Below are 16,381 nucleotides of genomic sequence, written 5' to 3'. Positions count from 1 at the left end.
TCCCTGATCGCCAGAGATAAATCATTCCAAAAATAGGACGCCAGCGGCCACCACCCGCCATTTCGATCGATGGGTCAATCCGACAACCAACAGAACTAGCTATTAGACAACCCCACTTGCATTGCGGCTCTACAAAACTCAATCTCACCCGAAAAGAAATTTCCCGCCATCTACGACAAGCCGAGAAGTGAGAAACTCGATGACCGAAACGAAAACCCCAACCCACCCTTTAAACGGTATAACTATCAATATTCGGGGAGTGAAATGTTTCGACAACGACGGGAGCGGATTTTTTCACTTTGCCCCCATCACATTCATTATCGGAAAAAATAATTCAGGTAAATCAACCATTCTGGATGTTTTGCAAGAATGCACCAAACCAGAGACCCCTATGTTCCAAGGGCCATTGTCTAGAGCAGGAACCGCACCACTTATTGAGATCAAAGGGCGGCCTGACGAAAATAGACTTAAATCGGCTTTTCCAGAAAGAGTAAGCGGTGGAGAAATTCACGGCAATCACTGGCGCTACGCTAAGGAGAAATTTTCCCCTTATAGCTTCATCTGGGCCTTCGACCAAGAACGCCACGCTAAGCCCAGAGATACCGACGGAAATCTTGAAAACTGCCTTCCCGCTGCAGTAAGCAAATTGGAAAGATGCTTCAATTTCCCCTTCTCCGGTTTGTGGGACACTCGTATTCGAGCTGAGCGCGATGTGCGACCGGAAAAACGCGCAACGAACAGAGAATTAGACTCCAATGGCAGTGGGTTAACGAATCTCGTTAGGGCCTTCATAAATAGCGAAGACCTCCCTAGAGAACTGGTCGAAGTCCATTTGCTAAGAGATCTCAACGAAATCTACCTTGGCGACAGTAAATTCTCGGAGATCATTTGCCAAGAACATGAAGCTTCTGGAACATGGGAAATTTACCTTCGGGAGGAAGGAAAGGGAGATATACGGCTATCGCAGTCTGGAAGCTCGCTAAGAACGGTCTTTTTGGTCCTTGCCTTTCTGCGCCTGTATCCAAAAGTCAAGAAAACGGGTTCGGCAGCCAGATTGATATTCTGCCTAGAGGAACCCGAAAACAATCTTCACCCAGCCCTACTGAGAAGGCTTATTGACTTTTTGGCACAGCAAAGGGAAAAACGAAACTTTAGCCTAGTCATCACAACTCACTCACCAATCTGCATTGATTTAGCCACAAAACGGGACGATGCAACCATTCTCCATGTGAAACGGGAGAAAAATAGAACCATCTGCGCAAACGTCCTCGACTACGCCGGACAAACCAGCATTTTGCAAGATTTAGATGTTCGCGGCTCAGACATCCTACAAGCTAATGGTATTATCTGGATTGAAGGACCTTCTGACCGCATCTACATCAAAAAGTGGATCGAAATTGTTTCGCACGGAGAACTCCGAGAGGGCGTACACTACACTTTCATGTTTTATGGTGGAAAAGTGTTGAAGCATTTTGATGCTCTTCCACCTGAAGAGCTTCCTAAGAAAGTTGCTATGCTAGCTGTGAACCGAAACATGGCCGTTGTTATCGATAGCGACCGACGCCCAAAGGCATCGAGAACGAAAACCGGCAGACAGAGACGACCGAATATGAGACTGAACGCGACCAAGAAAGAGATTATTCGGCAAGTCAAAGATCAGGGCGGATTCGCTTGGGTTACTGCCGGAAAAGAGATCGAAAACTACATTCCCAACCGAATTTGGAGCCAAGTGGCGGGAAAAGCATTAAAAATTGAGGACGAATATACAGATATTCCGAAAATCCCAGCGCTATCCGAACTTGCATTAACAAAAGTTGACCTGGCTCACAAAGCGGAGCGCCTAATTGGACTCGACGCAATTTCAGGTCATCTTGATCTTGAATGCGCCATCAATGAACTCTGCCGCCATGTTCGAACGTGGAACGGATTAAAGTGAGCACCGGAGAAAATTATTGCAGAAAATAGATTTCCAGCCGCGTTACCTTGGTGATTTTCCGAAGGCTGCTCAATGCTGGGCTTATTCACTCATGTGGCATAGTAGCGTCTCCATGACAGTCCTAAGCAATAGACGATATAAAAAAATAAAAATACCGCCTCGAACAAAAAACAGATACTCGCCCTTATCTCAGGGAAAGTCAGCTCTCAGCACTTGATGCATAGCGAAAATTTCGCACGGCATCCGACGCGACCTCCGCGTTTAGCCATATCTTACTTTACGCTCAAAAGCTGCAAAAGCCGCTCAGGCCGATAGACTTTACCAAATCAAAAGCCATCATATTTCCAAAGTTTACCATGAACAGAGCCAAAGTGGAGCCCAATGGTCGGCGTGATCGCCCTCCCAAAACACGTCTAAACATTCACGCTATGTTCCGGTAAAAACGGGCTTTCGTCTAAACAAAGTGTTCTTTGTTTTCATAAACATGCCAAGTCTTGCAAATCCGTGTACACCGGTTCGATTCCGGTACTCGCCTCCATTTAAAATCAATGACTTAGCGGATTTTGGACGCGCGCTGACGGGGCGAGGGCGGGGCCGGGTTTCCGATCCCGAGTTTTTCGAGCGGCCGGCGTCGGCTTGCGCAGAACGTCAGTATCACCCGAAACCGGTCAACAGGCGCGTTGCGCCATCGGGTCGCGCGGCTGTTGCCGTCGGAGGGACCACCCGATCCCCCCAGGGACGCCAAGGGCCGAACGTGCCGATGCGGTCGGAAACTTGTGATCACGGCGCGGTGCGGACCCTAGGCATATTGGCGCAGTGATGGCCTGAGGGCTTTCGGTGCGTCGAGAGAACGGTTAATCAGCGACGGCCCCTCCAAAGCACAGCCGCGTCCCGGCGCCGAGGGACCGTTCTATCGTACTGCCAAGGTGAGCCCCCGTGACCAAGATCAGCCGTATTGCCCCCGATGCCCTCAAATCCAGGATCATGGGTGCCGAGGAGGCCGCCTCGCTCATCCATGACGGCGCCGTCGTCGGCATGAGTGGTTTCACCGGCTCGGGCTATCCCAAGGCGGTGCCGCTGGCGCTGGCCGGCCATATCGAGGCACAGCATGCAGCGGGCAACCCGTTCCGGGTCAAGGTCTGGTCCGGCGCCTCGACCGGGCCGGAACTGGACGGGGCGCTGGCCAAGGCGGACGGGATCGATTTCCGCCTGCCCTACAACTCGGACCCGGTCGCACGCCAGAAGATCAACGCGGGCGAAATGAACTATTTCGACATGCACCTGAGCCAGGTCGCACCGATGGCCTGGCAGGGGTTCTTCGGGCCGCTGGATACGGCGGTGGTGGAAATCTCGGGCTTCACCCCCGAGGGCGGGCTGATCCCCTCGTCCTCGGTGGGCAACAACAAGACCTGGCTGGACCGCGCCGAGAAGATCATCCTCGAGGTCAACCGCTGGCAGAGCGACGCGCTGCACGGGATGCATGACATTTATTACGGCACCGCGCTGCCGCCGGACCGCAAGCCGATCCCGTTGGTCAACCCCGATGATCGCATCGGCCAGCCGCATTTCGATGTGGATCCCGACAAGATCGTTGCCATCGTCGAGACCGATACGCCCGACCGCAACGCCCCCTTCGCCGAACCCGATGCCATCGCCGAAGCGATCGCCGGGCACCTGCTGGACTTCCTGCGGCACGAGGTCAGGGTCGGCCGCCTGCCTGCCGCGCTGTTGCCGCTGCAATCGGGGGTGGGCAACGTGACCAACGCGGTTCTGTCGGGCCTGCTGGACAGCCCGTTCGAGAACATGACCGCCTTTACCGAGGTGATCCAGGACGGCATGCTCGACCTGCTGGATGCGGGCAAGCTGCGGATGGCCTCGGCCACGGCGTTCTCGCTCAGCCCCGAGGCGGCCGAACGGCTCAATGCCGATGCGCATCGCTACAGCGACAAGCTGATCCTGCGCCCGCAGGAGATCTCGAACCACCCCGAACTGGTCCGCCGGCTGGGCTGCGTGGCGATGAACGGGCTGATCGAGGCCGACATCTACGGAAACGTGAACTCCACCCACGTCATGGGGGCGCGCATCCAGAACGGCATCGGCGGCTCGGGCGATTTTGCCCGCAACGCCTATATCTCGATCTTCATGACCCCCTCGACGGCGAAGGGCGGGGATATCTCGGCGATCGTTCCGATGGCGAGCCATGTCGACCACATCTCGCAGGATGTGCAGGTGATCGTCACCGAACAGGGTCTTGCCGACCTGCGGGGGCTGGCGCCAAAACAAAGGGCCAGCCTGATCATCGAGAACTGCGCGCATCCCGATTACCGCGATGCCCTGCACGACTATGTCGCCCGGGCCCGGCACAGCGCCTTTGGGCAACACGCGCCCAACATCCTGTCCGAGGCGCTGAGCTGGCATCAGAGGTACGTCGAGACCGGCTCGATGAAATAATAGGAGCTGGCAGCCGGCTCTCGGCCGGCGCCCCCCCCCCCCGCGTTCGCGGGGATGACAGGGGCCCGGGATGGGGCGGCGGCGCGGGCGTCGCGTCCCCCTGTTCCTATTGCGCCGCGATCGCCCCGTCGGTGAACTGCAGCCGCGCGAGGCGGGCGTAGAGGCCGCCACCGGCGACCAGTTCGTCATGGGTGCCCATGGCGATGATGCGGCCTTGGTCCATCACCACGATGCGGTCGGCCTTTTTCACCGTGGCCAGGCGGTGGGCGACGATCAGGGTGGTGCGGGTCTGGCTGAGGTCGTCGACCGCCTGCTGCACCGCCAGTTCGCTTTCGGCGTCCAGCGCGCTGGTCGCCTCGTCCAGCAGCAGCACCGGGGTGTCGCGCAGGATGGCCCGTGCGATGGCGATGCGCTGTTTCTGCCCGCCGGAGAGCATCACGCCGCGTTCACCCAGGTAGCTGTCATAGCCCTGCGGCAGCGCGGTGATGAAGTCATGCGCGGCGGCAGCGCGGGCGGCGGCCTCGACCTCGGCATCGCTGGCATCAAGCCGGCCGAAACGGATGTTGTCGCGTGCCGAGCCGGCAAAGATCACCGGATCCTGCGGCACCAGCGCCACAGCGCGGCGGAACTCGGCGCGGGTCATCCCGGTCAGCGGCACGCCGTCGAGAGTGACCTGCCCGGTCTCGGGGTCGTAAAACCGCAGGACAAGCTGGATGATGGTGGTCTTGCCCGCGCCCGAGGGGCCGACAAAGGCCACCGTCTCGCCCGGGGCGATCCGAAGGTTGATGTCGTCCAGCGCGACAGTGTCGGGCCGCGACGGATAGCGGAAAGTGACGCCGTCAAAACCAATGGCGCCGCGCACCGGGGACGGCAGCGCCGCGGGAGCGGCAGGGTCGTTGACGGTGTCGGTGGCCTGCAACAGCTCCACCAACCGCTCGGTGGCACCGGCGGCGCGCTGCAGCTCGCTCCAGATCTCGGACAGGGCGGCGACCGAACCCGCCACCAGCACCGCGTAGATCACGAACTGCACCAGCGCGCCCTCGGTCATGGCGCCGGCGCGCACGTCATGCGCCCCGATCCAGAGCACGCCGACGATGCCGGTGAACACCAAAAAGATCACGATCACAGTCAGCAGAGCACGGGTGAGGATGCGGCGCTGCGAGACCTGGTAGGAGGTTTCGGTCATCTCTGAGAAGCGGGCGCGGCTCTCGCCCTCGTGGGTAAAGGCCTGAACCGTCTGCACCGCGCCCAACGCCTCGCCCGCGTTGCCCGAGGAGGCGGCGATCCAGTCCTGGTTCTCGCGGCTGATGGCGCGCAACCGGCGGCCCAGCACAAGGATCGGGACCACCACCGCCGGCACGATCAACAGCACCATGCCGGTGAGCTTGGCAGAGGTCGCCAGCATCAGCACCAGCCCGCCGACGAAGATCAGCAGGTTGCGCAGCGCGATCGAGATCGACGAACCGATCACCGACTGGATCAGCGTGGTGTCGGTGGTGATGCGGCTGAGCACCTCGCCGGTCATGATCCTTTCGAAGAACTGCGGGCTCATGCCGATGACGCGGTCAAAGACCGATTTGCGAATGTCGGCGACGACGCGCTCGCCCAGCTTGGTCACCAGCGTGTAGCGCAGCCCGGTGCCCACCGCCAGCAGCGCCGCGATGCCGAGCGCGGCAAGGAAATAATGATCCAGCAGTTCGGTCGAACCGTCGCGGAAATTGTCGACCACCCGGCGCACCGCAAGCGGCAGAGTCAACGAGACCATCGAGGTGAAGACCAGCGCCACCCCGGCGGCGAGCATCAACCCCAGGTAGGGCCGCATGAAGGGCCAGAGCGCGGCGAGAATGCCGATTTTCCGCGACCTTGCGCGTTCCTCCTCCTGGCCGGGGGCGGGCGGCGGGGCGGATCGGGCGGTTGCGGCGCGGGCCATGGTGGCTCCTTTGGCTTGGGAAAGGGCGGCGCGGCCGGCCCATCATCGGTGGGCCGTTTCATGGCCGCGCCGGCGGCGCGGGTCAAGCGGCCAGTTGCCGCGCCTGGAGCGGACCCGGTCAGATCGGCAAAGGCGGTGACGATCAGGGCGCTCAGCGCCTCCCGGTTGGCGGTGCGCCGCGCGTGGCTGTCGGACCGCGCATCCTGCTTCAACCCGGGCTGCTGCAACACCCCGCCGAAAAAAACGCTCCCGTTCGTTCTGAAGCCCGGGGATCACGATTGTGCCGTCACCCGCCGAGAACGGACCGTAGGGAAAGATCGTGGCATGACTGGCCCCGGCGCGGGCCGGGGCGGCGCACTGTCATGGGCGTAATACATCGAATAGCTCATCCACTCGGCCAGCGCCTCGCGCATGGAGACCTCGATAGTGGCGCCCTGCCCGGCTGATCCTGCGGCAGGTCGATTTCCTCAAGGACGATTGCGCGAGTGGCGAGACCGGCGCCACGCCCGCACCATGCGCCTGAGCCTGGTGCGGCTGTCCGATGACCGGGCGCTGCGCGACCGCTGCATCGCCCTGCGTGACCGCGCCCCCCTGCCCCGCAGCGCCCGCGCACTGGTCGATGCGCTGGTGCGCTCCGGTGTCGGCGGCGACACCGCCGCCTGAACCCCGCGCCGACGACGGGCCTGCGGTGCTTTCGCTTGGACGGTGGAGAATTTGCCCTTAGAACTTGGGGATGAGGGACCAATGAGGCACATCATCAGAACCATGTTGTCACCTGCTATCCGCCGTGCCGTGCGCGCCCTGGCGCGGGTCATCCTCCTGGTGCTGCTTCTGCTCGTCGCGCCGCCCGAGGCCAGCGCCCAGAACCAGGGCCGGGTCGAGGCGCAGTTCCAGACCTGGCTGGAGCGGACGGTCTGGCCGCAGGCCCGGGCCAAGGGCGTCTCGCGCGCCACATTCGACGCGGCGTTTTCCGGGGTCCGGCTGAACTGGGACCTGCCCGATCTGGTGCCCCCCGGCACCCGGCCGAAAACCCCCAAGCGCCAGCGACAGGCCGAATTCGGCGCGCCGGGCAAGTATTTCAGCCCCGGCGCGGTGCGGGGTGCCGCCTCGGTCGGGCGGCAGATGGCCAAGCGACACGCGCGCACGCTGGCGCAGGTGGAACAGGCCACCGGCGTTCCCGGGCGCATCATCCTGGGCATCTGGGGCCGCGAGAGCGGCTACGGCAAGGTTGCGATCCGCCACGACGCCTTCGAGGTGCTGGGCACCAAGGGGTTCATGTCCACGCGGGCGCCCTATTTCACCGACGAGTTGATCGCCGCGCTGCAGATCGCCGAGGCCGGCCATGTCAGCCCCCGCGGTATGAAAAGCAGCTGGGCCGGCGCCCTCGGACAGCCCCAGTTCATGCCGTCCAGCTTCCTGCGCTTCGCCGCCGATGGCGACGGCAACGGGCGTGCCGATATCTGGGGGTCTGAGGCCGATACCATCGCCTCGATCGCCGCCTACCTGCAGCGCCACGGCTGGGTTGCCGGGCGCGACTGGGGGTTCGAGGTGGTGGTTCCACCCTCAATCTCCTGCACGCTGGAGGGGCCGGACCAGGGCCGCAGCATCGCCGATTGGGCCGCGATGGGGGTCACGCGCACATCAGGCCGCGCGTTCCCGGCGCATGAGCAGCGCGGCGAGGGGTATCTCTTGATGCCCGCCGGGCGGCACGGGCCGGCCTTTATCGTGACGCCGAATTTCTACGTGCTGAAGGATTACAACATGAGCGATCTCTACGCGCTCTTCGTCGGTCACGTGGGCGACCGCATCCAGTATGGCATGGGCGATTTCAGCGCCGGTTGGGGGAATGTCGGCGGGCTCTACCGGTCGGACATCGCGGCGATGCAGCGGGCGTTGGAGAAACAGGGCCACGATGTCGGCGGTGCCGACGGGCTGCCGGGGTTCAAGACCCGCCGTTCCATCGGCCGCTGGCAGGCGGCGACGGGGCGCAGCCCGACCTGTTTCCCGGACAAGGGGATGACGGCGGTGCTGGTGCCCTGAGCGCGGCGGGCGGCGCGCCCTAGCTGGCCAGCGGACGGACGCCGGGCAGGGGCGGCAATTGCCAATCGATCTCTTCCGGTGCGGCGCAGAGGCCACGGGCACCGCGCGCCTCGACCAGCGACCGAACCAGGTAGCGCGCGCTCTGCAAGGTCTGGACCGAGAAAAAGCTCATGTCATTGCCTTCCTCCTCGCCGATCACGGTGCGCGGGCGCGGGCAATAGAGCAGCGGCCCCCCGGCGGTATAGATCGCCTCATCACGGGCAAAGGCCAGGGTGGTGACACTGACACCGCCGCCCGGCGCGTCAAGGCGGATACCGTTGACGCCGACCAGCGCGCGGGCGGGCACCAGCGCGAAAGGATCCCCGAGAATCTCCAGCGCCTTGTCGCTTTCCAGCAGCACCCCCTGGTCCGGCATCAGCCAGAACGGGGCATCGTTGCCCAGGGCGGCCACCGGCACCTTGACCGCCTGCAGCGCCGCCACCGGGTGCCCCGCCGCGACCGCGCCCAGATGCTCGCGCTGAAGGTCGGTGATCGGCTGTACCCCGTTGTCGAAACTCAGGAGGCGGTCGCCGGTGCAAAGCGTCTCGACCGGGCGCCAGCCGGTTTCCGTGGCCACCTGCGTTCCCGCGACCAGCCCGGCGGTGCCGGTGATCAGCATCCCCTCCGGTGCGTTTTCCCGCTCGTCCGGGACGGTGTCGGCTTTGATGAGCCCCTTGATCAATCGCAGCATGTCTTCGGCCTTCCCCAGGGCAGGCGCTCGATCGGCGCCCGGTCGTTTGTTGTCCCTCACATGACGCGATCAGGGTGCCCGCCATGGGCCGGAAAAAAGGAAAGGTCGTGGCATTGTTTCGCACCGGCACATGATGCGACGGTTCCGACGGGAATTGGTGCCGAAAGGGCGGCGCGCGCCCACATCCCCCACCGTTGCCCCCCCGGCCCCGAGCCGGGGCCCCGGGACGCCTCAGACAGATCCCGGGTCAAGCCCGGGATGACAGGAGGCCAAAAGCACACCGTTGTCACCCCGGCCAGCGAGCCGGGGTCTTTGGACCTGACAGGCGGATCCCGGGTCAGGCCCGGGATGACAGGGGTGAAGGGTCCTGGTCGAAGCGATACCCGAACCGCGCGATGTCCTCGGCGCACACCTCGGCAATCGCCTCGGCCGCCGGAGGGGCATAGGCGGTACGGTAATCCTTTGGCCGGTCGGAGCGGTTGGCGCGCGGCAGCTCCAGCCGAAACCCCAGATGCGCGAACAGCGGCGCGGCGTCCTCCTTGAACCGCTCGATCCGGATGTAGGCGTCGCAGTGCTCGCGCCCGTCCGCGCGCCGCATATAAGACGCCGCCGGGGTGTCGCGAAACCCCGCGCGGGTCTCCGGATGCAGAATGAAATCGTTGAATTCCAACCGCTTGGCCAACCCGACGGCGGGATGGTCGAACCGCTGCCCGCGCAGCCAGTGGTAATAGCTGACCGCCCGGTCCCAAGGGTTGCGTACCAGCGTGAAGGCGAACAAACCGTCAAGAACCGCATCGGGCACCAACCCCTCGATATCGGCCAACGTCGAATGCTTCCACAGCCGCCCGCGCGCCGGCGCCCCCTGCACCCGGCGCCGACGACGGCGCGCCTTCGGGGTGTCGCCCAGCATGATGTCATCTTTCATCGCGCGCCCCTCCAGCGCCAGCGCCAGCGCCGTGCCCCCCGTTTTCGGGATATGGATGAAGACGTAACCGCGCCCGGGGCTGAGGATCATGGCAGCGAGCCTAGCCTATTTCGACCGCACCGCAATGATGCCCCCCGCCGCGACGATCAGGGCGATTCCGACCGCCTGCCACAGCCCCACCGCCTGCCCATAGGCGAGCCAGGCGAAAAGCGGACCGAACCCCATCACCGAATACTCGAAGACCGACACGTAGGACGGCTCGCCCAGCTGATAGGCCTTGATGACCAGGAACACCCCGGCGACCGATCCCACCGCCTGCACGACAACCCAGGGCAAGGCGCGCTGCATCGGCCAGACCCAGCCCCGGTTGACGAACCCTTCGGCCCCCGGACCGGTGTCGACCGGAAACAGCGCCAGCCAGCTTAGGCCGGTCGCCCCCATCAGCCCAAGCGCCAGCATCATGCCGGCAAGCAGCGCCACCGTGCTTTCGCCGGCGCAAAGGCTGCGGGTGGCAATCGCCCCCAGCGCGTAGAAAAACCCGCCGGCCACCGGCACCAGGATACGCCAGTCAAAATTACCCGGATCGGGTTGCAACACGAAAAGGATGCCCGCGAACCCCACCGCCACCGCCAGGATGCGCCACGGACCGATACGCTGTCCCATCCCCAGCCCGGTGACCAGCAGGATGAAGATCGGCGAGGTGAACAGGCCCGCCAGTGCCTGGGCGATCGGCATGATCGCCAGCGCCGAGAAATAGAAAAGCATCGACACCGCCACCAGGACCGAGCGCACCGCCACCCGGCCCGGCCGTCGCGGCAGCAGCCGCCCCAGCCCCAGCGCCGCCATCGCCGCCACCAGCGGCAGCGCCATGACCGCACGCACCAGGTGGAACTGCCACAGCCCGATTTCCTCGGCCAGGATCACGATGAAATTGTCGATCACCCCGATGATCGCCATGGCGCAAATCATCAGTGCGGCGGCGGTCAGGGGCCGGGACGGCTCTGGCAGGGTCATCGGCTTTGTCGTTGGCATCGTCATGGGCTTTTCATCGAGAGGCAGGCAGCGCACTATCGCGACGGAACGCGACACGTGCTGCGCGAACAGGAGGAAAACACATGGGATGGATGACGGATGAAACCGGGCTTGGCAAGACGGCGGCGAACTACGTGCCGCTCACGCCGCTATCGGCTCTGAAGCGCGCGGCGCATGTCTATGCCGACGAGCTGGCGGTGGTCTATGGCCCCCACCACCGCAAGAGTTATGCCGAGTATTACGACCGGGTGACACGGCTGGCCTCGGCGCTGGCCGGGCTGGGGGTGAAACCCGGCGACGTGGTGGCGACGCTGATCCCCAACCTCCCCTCCCAGGCCGAAGCGCATTTCGGCGTGCCCGCCTGTGGCGCGGTGCTCAACACCATCAACACCCGGCTCGACGTGGGCACGGTGGCCTATATCCTCGATCACGGCGGCGCCAGGGTCCTGCTGGCCGACAGCCAGTTCATCGCGCTGGCCGAGGCCGCCCTCGACCAGATGGAGGGGCACAAGCCGATCCTGATCGAGGTGCCCGATCCCCACGCCGGCCATCCGGCGACCGGACGCCATACCACCTATGAGACGCTGCTGGGCAATGCCGAGCATGACTTCGACTGGATCATGCCGCAGGACGAATGGGAGAGCATCGCGCTCAACTACACCTCCGGCACCACCGGGCGGCCCAAGGGCGTGGTCTATCACCATCGCGGCGCCTATCTGAACGCGATGGGCCAGATCTTGAGCTGGCGCATGGTGCTGCGGCCGACCTACCTGACCATCGTGCCGCTGTTTCACTGCAACGGCTGGTGCCACACCTGGATGATGCCGATGCTGGGCGGCACGCTGGTGTGCTGCCGCGACATCACCGCGCCGGCGATCTTCGACGCCATCGCCGACGAAGGGGTGACCCATTTCGGCGGTGCGCCCATCGTGCTGAACACGCTGGTCAACGCGCCCGAGGAGGAGCGGCGCAGCTTCGATCACACGGTCGAGGTCTTCACCGCCGGCGCGCCGCCCGCCCCCGCCACCCTCGCCAAGATCGAGCCGATGGGCTTTCACGTGACCCAAGTCTACGGGCTGACCGAAACCTATGGTCCGGCCACCGAATGCACCTGGGGCACCCATTGGGACCACCTCGAGGGCGACGACCGCGCCGCGATCAAGGCCCGGCAGGGCGTGGCGATGCCGATCTTCGAACATATCACCGTGATGGACGCGCAGATGCGGCAGATCCCGAAGGACGGCGAAACCCAGGGCGAGATCATGATGCGCGGCAACGGCGTAATGAAAGGGTATTACAAGAACCCGGAAGCCACCGAAGAGGCCTTTGCCGGCGGCTACTTCCATTCCGGCGACATCGCGGTGCAGCATTCCGACGGCTATATCCAGATCACCGACCGCGCCAAGGACGTGATCATCTCGGGCGGCGAGAACGTCAGCTCGGTCGAGGTCGAGAACGCGCTGATGGCGCATCCCGACGTGAACCTTGCCGCGGTGGTGGCCAAGCCGGACGAGAAATGGGGCGAGGTGCCTTGCGCCTTTGTCGAGCTGAAACCGGGTGCGGCAGAGGACGAGACGGCGCTGATCACCTTCACCCGCCAGTCGCTCTCGGGCTTCAAGACACCGAAAAAGGTGGTGTTCCAGGAGTTGCCCAAGACCTCGACCGGCAAGATCCAGAAGTTCGAGCTGCGCAAGCTGGCCAAGGCACTTTAGCAAACGCTCCGCCAAGATCGCCCGCCCGGATCGCCCGGGCGGGGTCACGCGACAGGACCGGACCGTGACGCCGGCGCAGCGGTCTTTCGCCCCCCGTGGTCAGATGACCGGCAGGTCGGGGGCGGCGCGGGTCGTCAAAAGGCGACCGCCTTGGGGCGTCACGACGATGTTTTCCTCGTGCACCATCATCAACCCGTCGCCGTAACTCAGCGAGGGTTCGAGCGTCAGCACCATGTTGTCCTGCAGCACCGTTTCGACACCCGCCATGTGCGACGGCTGCTCGGTAAGTTGCATGCCCAACCCGTGGCCAAGCCGGCCGATATCACCGCCACTGTCGTCCAGTTCCGAGATGACCGAGGACATCGCCGCGAACAACTCGTGGCAGCTGTTGCCGGTTCGCGCCGCCGCCAGCCCGGCCTCGGTCGCGCGCCACAGCACGTCATAGGCGCGCCGCGCCCTGTCGTCGGCCGCGCCGATCGCCCAATTGCGGTCGAAATCGCAAAAATAACCATCCCGGACGCATCCCGTATCCAGCATCAGCACGTCGCCACGTGCCAGCGGGCGGCGCGACGGGGGCGAGATGCAATCGACATATCCCCCGCGATCCGCCCCGCCGACGAGATAGGGCACATCGTCGGCCCCCTGCGCGAGGGCCTCGCGGCGAAACGCGCGGAACACCTCCTCCAGCGGCTGCCCCTCCGAGACCATGTAAGGAACCCGCGCAAAGGTGGCCGACCCGATGGCGCAGATATGCGCGATCTTCTCGATCTCGGCGGCGGATTTCACCATCCGAAGCCCTTGCACCAGCCCGGTGGCATCGGCGATTTCCAGCCCCGCCAGCGCGGCGATCAACCTCTCCCAATCGGCAAGGGGCATCCGCAGCGCGGTCTCGTGCCCCTTGAGCACCCCCAGCCGCGCCCCGCTGCGCGCGAGCGGGTCCAGCAGTCCTATCAACAGGCTGATCCCGTCATCCTCGGGCGCCGGCGCCGCCCATGTGCGCACGTCCTCCAGCCAGGTTTGCCGCATCAGCGCCGCACCGATTTCCGGGATCACCGCGACCGGCTTGCCCTCGGCGGGCACGAAGAGAAACCAGGGTCGCGTCGGGCTTTGCCAGAATAGAGTCTGGAATCCGGTGAAATAGCGCACCTCGGCTTCGGTCATCAGCAGCAGCCCGGCCAGCCCCTGTTCGGCCATCCACGCCTGGGCCCGCGCGGTGCGGGCTGCAAACTCGGCCTCCGGGAAGCCCCGCGAACCGGCGTCAGGTTGCATCGCGGCCCTCCAAGATCCGGTTGAAGATCGCGGGGTCGGTCACCCCCTCCGAGCCGATCAACAAAACGCGGGAGGCGCTGTCGAGGCCGAGGCGTTCCGAAAGCTGGGAGTCCTGCCGTGCCGCGATCAGCGCCGCCAGCCCGGCAACCGCGCTTTCCCCGGCCTCGATCGGGGTATCGCCGTTGCGCGGGCGCGCCAGCAGCCGCACGGTGGGGGCGACCAGCGCGTCGGGGATGGTGAGGAAATCGCCGGCCTCTTCGGCAAGGATCTCCCAGGCCATTTCCGATGGCTCGCCACAGGACAGCCCGGCCATCAACGTCTCTTCCTCGATGCGCACGCTGGTGGCGCGACCGGCCCTGGCGCTTTCGAACAGGCAAGCGGCCAGTTCCGGCTCGACGATCACGACGCGAGGCAATTCCCCCGGCCAGTATTGGCGCAGGCTGGCGATGACCCCGGCGGCCAAACCGCCGACGCCGCCTTGAAGGAATACATGGCTGGGGGGGCGCTCCAGCGCCGTGCAGATCTCATGCACCATCACGCCATAGCCCGCCATGACGTCGCGCGGCGGAAGCGTGTAGCCCGGCCAGGAGGTGTCCGAGACCACGAACCAGCCGTTCGCCTCGGCCTCCTGCCGGGCCAGCGTGACCGAGGCGTCGTAATCGCCCGCGATGCGGATCACCGCGGCGCCCAGCTCGCGCATCGCCTCGGCGCGCCCCTCGCTGACCTCGGCGTGGATGTAGATCCGGCATTGCGCGCCGAACCGTTGGCAGCCCCAGGCGAGCGAGCGGCCGTGATTGCCGTCGGTCGCCGAGACGAGGGTGATTGCGGCACACTCCTTGGCATGTTTACCGGTGCGGATATCGGCCAGCGAAACCGTGCGACCGAGTTTCGCCGAGATTTCCCGTTGCAGCACCCGCAGCGCGGCATAAGACCCGCCAAGCGCCTTGAAACTGCCCAGCCCGAAGCGCGGGCCCTCGTCCTTGTAAAGGATCTCTGCCACGCCGACCTCGCGCGCCAATGCCGACAGTGCGACCAGAGGGGTCGGCGCATAGCCCTCCCATCGGGTGATCTCATCGCGGGCGGTGGCGAAATCCGCGCGCGTGAGGACGCGTTCGGCGGCATCCCCTGTCTTGCGTATCGCGGCCACGTGGCCCAGTTGGCCGGACGGCAGCTGTTCGGTCATGATCGATCCTTTCGAAGCGGCAGGCGGTCCCTTGCCAGGTCGGCCCAGAAGGCCGCACCGATCGGCAGGAGCGCGTCGTTGAAGTCATAGTCGGAGGAATGCAGCGGCTGGCCATGCGGGCCGCTCTCGCCATTGCCGAGCAGGATGAAACAGCCGGGCACCGCATTGCAGAAATGCGCGAAATCCTCGGAAAAGCTCATCGGGCTGCGATCCGCGATGATCTCGAGCCCCCGGGCGCGGGCGACCCGGACGACAGCCTCGGTCGGGGTCGGCGCGTTGATGACCTCGACGAATTCGGTCTGGAAACGCATCGTCGCGGTGATGCCATGGGTCGCGGCCACGCCGTCGACGATCTGGCGCATGAACCGCTCGACCGCCTTGCGATCCTCGGGCAGGCGCGCGCGCACGTCGCCCTTGAGCGTCGCCTGCCCGGGCAGGACGTTGCGCTGCCCGTCGGTCAGGAATTCCGTCACCGAGACCACGGCCCCGGCACCGGGGGCCAGCTTGCGTGACACGATGGTCTGCAGCGCCAGCACGAGTTCTGCCCCCACGGTGATCGTGTCGACCCCCACATGCGGCATCGAGGCATGACCGCCCTGACCGGTGATCTCGATCTCGAACAGGCTCTCGCTGGCGCAGATCTGGCCGATCCGGGTCGAGACCTGGCCCAGCGGCGCGCCGGGCAGGTTATGGATGCCATAGACCTCTTCGAGAGGGAACCGCTCCAACAACCCCTCGTCGAGCATCGCCTGCGCGCCCAGCCCATGTTCTTCGTTGGGCTGAAAGATGAACACCACGGTGCCGTCGAAATCCCGGGTTTCGGCCAGTCGTTCGGCCGCGCCCAACAGCATGGCCATGTGACCGTCATGGCCACAGGCGTGCATCACGCCGGGGATCTGCGAAACATGGTCATGCTGGCCGGTCTCGTGGATCGGCAGCGCGTCCATGTCGGCCCGCAACCCGATCGCGCGGTTACCGGTGCCGGCGCGCAATAGGCCGACCACCCCGACTCCCTCGTGCACCTCGAGGCCGAGGTCGCGCAGGATCGCCGCCACCCGGGCCTTGGTGCGGTCCTCGCAAAAGCCCAGTTCCGGGGTGCCGTGAAATTCTCGGCGCAGCCGGGTCAGACGTTCATGAAACTCGGCCATCGCGACTCTCCTCACATTTGTCCGG

The 16,381-nt window shown here is 64.5% G+C and carries 12 protein-coding genes; 5 read left to right on the top strand and 7 right to left on the bottom strand.

Features of this window, described 5'->3' with window-relative positions; all coding sequences use genetic code 11:
- The first annotated feature begins 199 nt into the window (after nucleotides 1-199).
- Nucleotides 200-1,936, top strand: a complete 1,737-nt coding sequence (locus ABWV23_RS07275; RefSeq protein ID WP_353346474.1) for an ATP-dependent nuclease — start codon at nucleotides 200-202, stop codon at nucleotides 1,934-1,936.
- Between the two features lie 936 nt (nucleotides 1,937-2,872).
- Nucleotides 2,873-4,387: a succinyl-CoA:acetate CoA-transferase ScpC gene (gene scpC / locus ABWV23_RS07270; protein ID WP_353346472.1), complete on the top strand. Its 1,515-nt coding sequence runs from the start codon at nucleotides 2,873-2,875 to the stop codon at nucleotides 4,385-4,387.
- Nucleotides 4,388-4,493: 106 nt separating this feature from the next.
- On the opposite strand, the gene ABWV23_RS07265 is transcribed toward scpC, so the two are convergent.
- Nucleotides 4,494-6,317 carry an ABC transporter transmembrane domain-containing protein gene (locus tag ABWV23_RS07265; RefSeq protein ID WP_353346470.1) on the bottom strand — a complete coding sequence of 608 codons (1,824 nt, stop codon included), beginning with the start codon at nucleotides 6,315-6,317 and terminating at the stop codon, nucleotides 4,494-4,496.
- Between the two features lie 513 nt (nucleotides 6,318-6,830).
- On the opposite strand from ABWV23_RS07265, the gene ABWV23_RS07260 reads away from it, so the two are divergent.
- Nucleotides 6,831-6,980 carry a hypothetical protein gene (locus tag ABWV23_RS07260; RefSeq protein ID WP_353346469.1) on the top strand — a complete coding sequence of 50 codons (150 nt, stop codon included), beginning with the start codon at nucleotides 6,831-6,833 and terminating at the stop codon, nucleotides 6,978-6,980.
- 102 nt (nucleotides 6,981-7,082) lie between these two features.
- The gene (locus ABWV23_RS07255; protein WP_353346467.1) at nucleotides 7,083-8,357 is read left to right on the top strand and encodes a lytic murein transglycosylase; all 1,275 of its coding nucleotides are present in this window, start codon (nucleotides 7,083-7,085) and stop codon (nucleotides 8,355-8,357) included.
- A 19-nt stretch (nucleotides 8,358-8,376) separates the two neighbouring features.
- On the opposite strand, the gene ABWV23_RS07250 is transcribed toward ABWV23_RS07255, so the two are convergent.
- The 3 genes from ABWV23_RS07250 to ABWV23_RS07240 form a co-directional block, all read right to left on the bottom strand.
- On the bottom strand, nucleotides 8,377-9,087 hold the full coding sequence (locus ABWV23_RS07250; RefSeq protein WP_353346465.1) for a Hint domain-containing protein: 711 nt from the start codon (nucleotides 9,085-9,087) through the stop codon (nucleotides 8,377-8,379).
- 337 nt (nucleotides 9,088-9,424) lie between these two features.
- Nucleotides 9,425-10,102 (bottom strand): sulfotransferase family protein, encoded by a 678-nt coding sequence (locus ABWV23_RS07245; protein ID WP_353346463.1) that lies wholly within the window; start codon nucleotides 10,100-10,102, stop codon nucleotides 9,425-9,427.
- Between the two features lie 15 nt (nucleotides 10,103-10,117).
- Complete coding sequence (locus tag ABWV23_RS07240) at nucleotides 10,118-11,044, bottom strand: DMT family transporter (RefSeq protein ID WP_353346461.1); 927 nt, start codon at nucleotides 11,042-11,044, stop codon at nucleotides 10,118-10,120.
- A gap of 83 nt (nucleotides 11,045-11,127) precedes the next feature.
- Between ABWV23_RS07240 and ABWV23_RS07235 the strand changes: the two genes are divergently transcribed.
- A complete protein-coding gene (locus ABWV23_RS07235) occupies nucleotides 11,128-12,756 on the top strand; it encodes an AMP-binding protein (protein WP_353346459.1) in 1,629 nt (542 codons plus the stop codon).
- Between the two features lie 99 nt (nucleotides 12,757-12,855).
- Here the strand turns inward: ABWV23_RS07235 and ABWV23_RS07230 are convergent, their stop codons facing one another.
- Genes ABWV23_RS07230 through ABWV23_RS07220 form a run of 3 tightly spaced genes read right to left on the bottom strand, consistent with a single transcriptional unit; the run spans nucleotide 12,856 to nucleotide 16,356 of the window.
- Complete coding sequence (locus ABWV23_RS07230; RefSeq protein WP_353346457.1) at nucleotides 12,856-14,025, bottom strand: M24 family metallopeptidase; 1,170 nt, start codon at nucleotides 14,023-14,025, stop codon at nucleotides 12,856-12,858.
- Nucleotides 14,015-15,208, bottom strand: a complete 1,194-nt coding sequence (locus tag ABWV23_RS07225) for a diaminopropionate ammonia-lyase (RefSeq protein WP_353346455.1) — start codon at nucleotides 15,206-15,208, stop codon at nucleotides 14,015-14,017. Before ABWV23_RS07225 ends, ABWV23_RS07230 begins: the two co-directional genes overlap by 11 nt.
- Nucleotides 15,205-16,356: an amidohydrolase gene (locus tag ABWV23_RS07220; protein WP_353346453.1), complete on the bottom strand. Its 1,152-nt coding sequence runs from the start codon at nucleotides 16,354-16,356 to the stop codon at nucleotides 15,205-15,207. Before ABWV23_RS07220 ends, ABWV23_RS07225 begins: the two co-directional genes overlap by 4 nt.
- Between the last annotated feature and the right edge of the window lie 25 nt (nucleotides 16,357-16,381).

The organism is Aquicoccus sp. SU-CL01552 (assembly GCF_040365005.1).
GTDB lineage: Bacteria > Pseudomonadota > Alphaproteobacteria > Rhodobacterales > Rhodobacteraceae > Antarcticimicrobium.
The sequence above is the reverse complement of the archived record's forward strand: the minus strand, read 5'-3'. Positions and strand labels throughout refer to the sequence as shown.

What these genes read in the sequence shown, in the direction of transcription:
- ABWV23_RS07230 (WP_353346457.1), bottom strand. Translation starts at nt 14,025, where the DNA reads ATGCAACCTGACGCCGGTTCGCGGGGCTTCCCGGAGGCCGAGTTTGCA.
- ABWV23_RS07275 (WP_353346474.1), top strand. Translation starts at nt 200, where the DNA reads ATGACCGAAACGAAAACCCCAACCCACCCTTTAAACGGTATAACTATC.
- ABWV23_RS07245 (WP_353346463.1), bottom strand. Translation starts at nt 10,102, where the DNA reads ATGATCCTCAGCCCCGGGCGCGGTTACGTCTTCATCCATATCCCGAAA.
- ABWV23_RS07225 (WP_353346455.1), bottom strand. Translation starts at nt 15,208, where the DNA reads ATGACCGAACAGCTGCCGTCCGGCCAACTGGGCCACGTGGCCGCGATA.
- ABWV23_RS07240 (WP_353346461.1), bottom strand. Translation starts at nt 11,044, where the DNA reads ATGCCAACGACAAAGCCGATGACCCTGCCAGAGCCGTCCCGGCCCCTG.
- ABWV23_RS07260 (WP_353346469.1), top strand. Translation starts at nt 6,831, where the DNA reads ATGCGCCTGAGCCTGGTGCGGCTGTCCGATGACCGGGCGCTGCGCGAC.
- ABWV23_RS07265 (WP_353346470.1), bottom strand. Translation starts at nt 6,317, where the DNA reads ATGGCCCGCGCCGCAACCGCCCGATCCGCCCCGCCGCCCGCCCCCGGC.
- ABWV23_RS07220 (WP_353346453.1), bottom strand. Translation starts at nt 16,356, where the DNA reads ATGGCCGAGTTTCATGAACGTCTGACCCGGCTGCGCCGAGAATTTCAC.
- ABWV23_RS07250 (WP_353346465.1), bottom strand. Translation starts at nt 9,087, where the DNA reads ATGCTGCGATTGATCAAGGGGCTCATCAAAGCCGACACCGTCCCGGAC.
- ABWV23_RS07235 (WP_353346459.1), top strand. Translation starts at nt 11,128, where the DNA reads ATGGGATGGATGACGGATGAAACCGGGCTTGGCAAGACGGCGGCGAAC.
- ABWV23_RS07255 (WP_353346467.1), top strand. Translation starts at nt 7,083, where the DNA reads ATGTTGTCACCTGCTATCCGCCGTGCCGTGCGCGCCCTGGCGCGGGTC.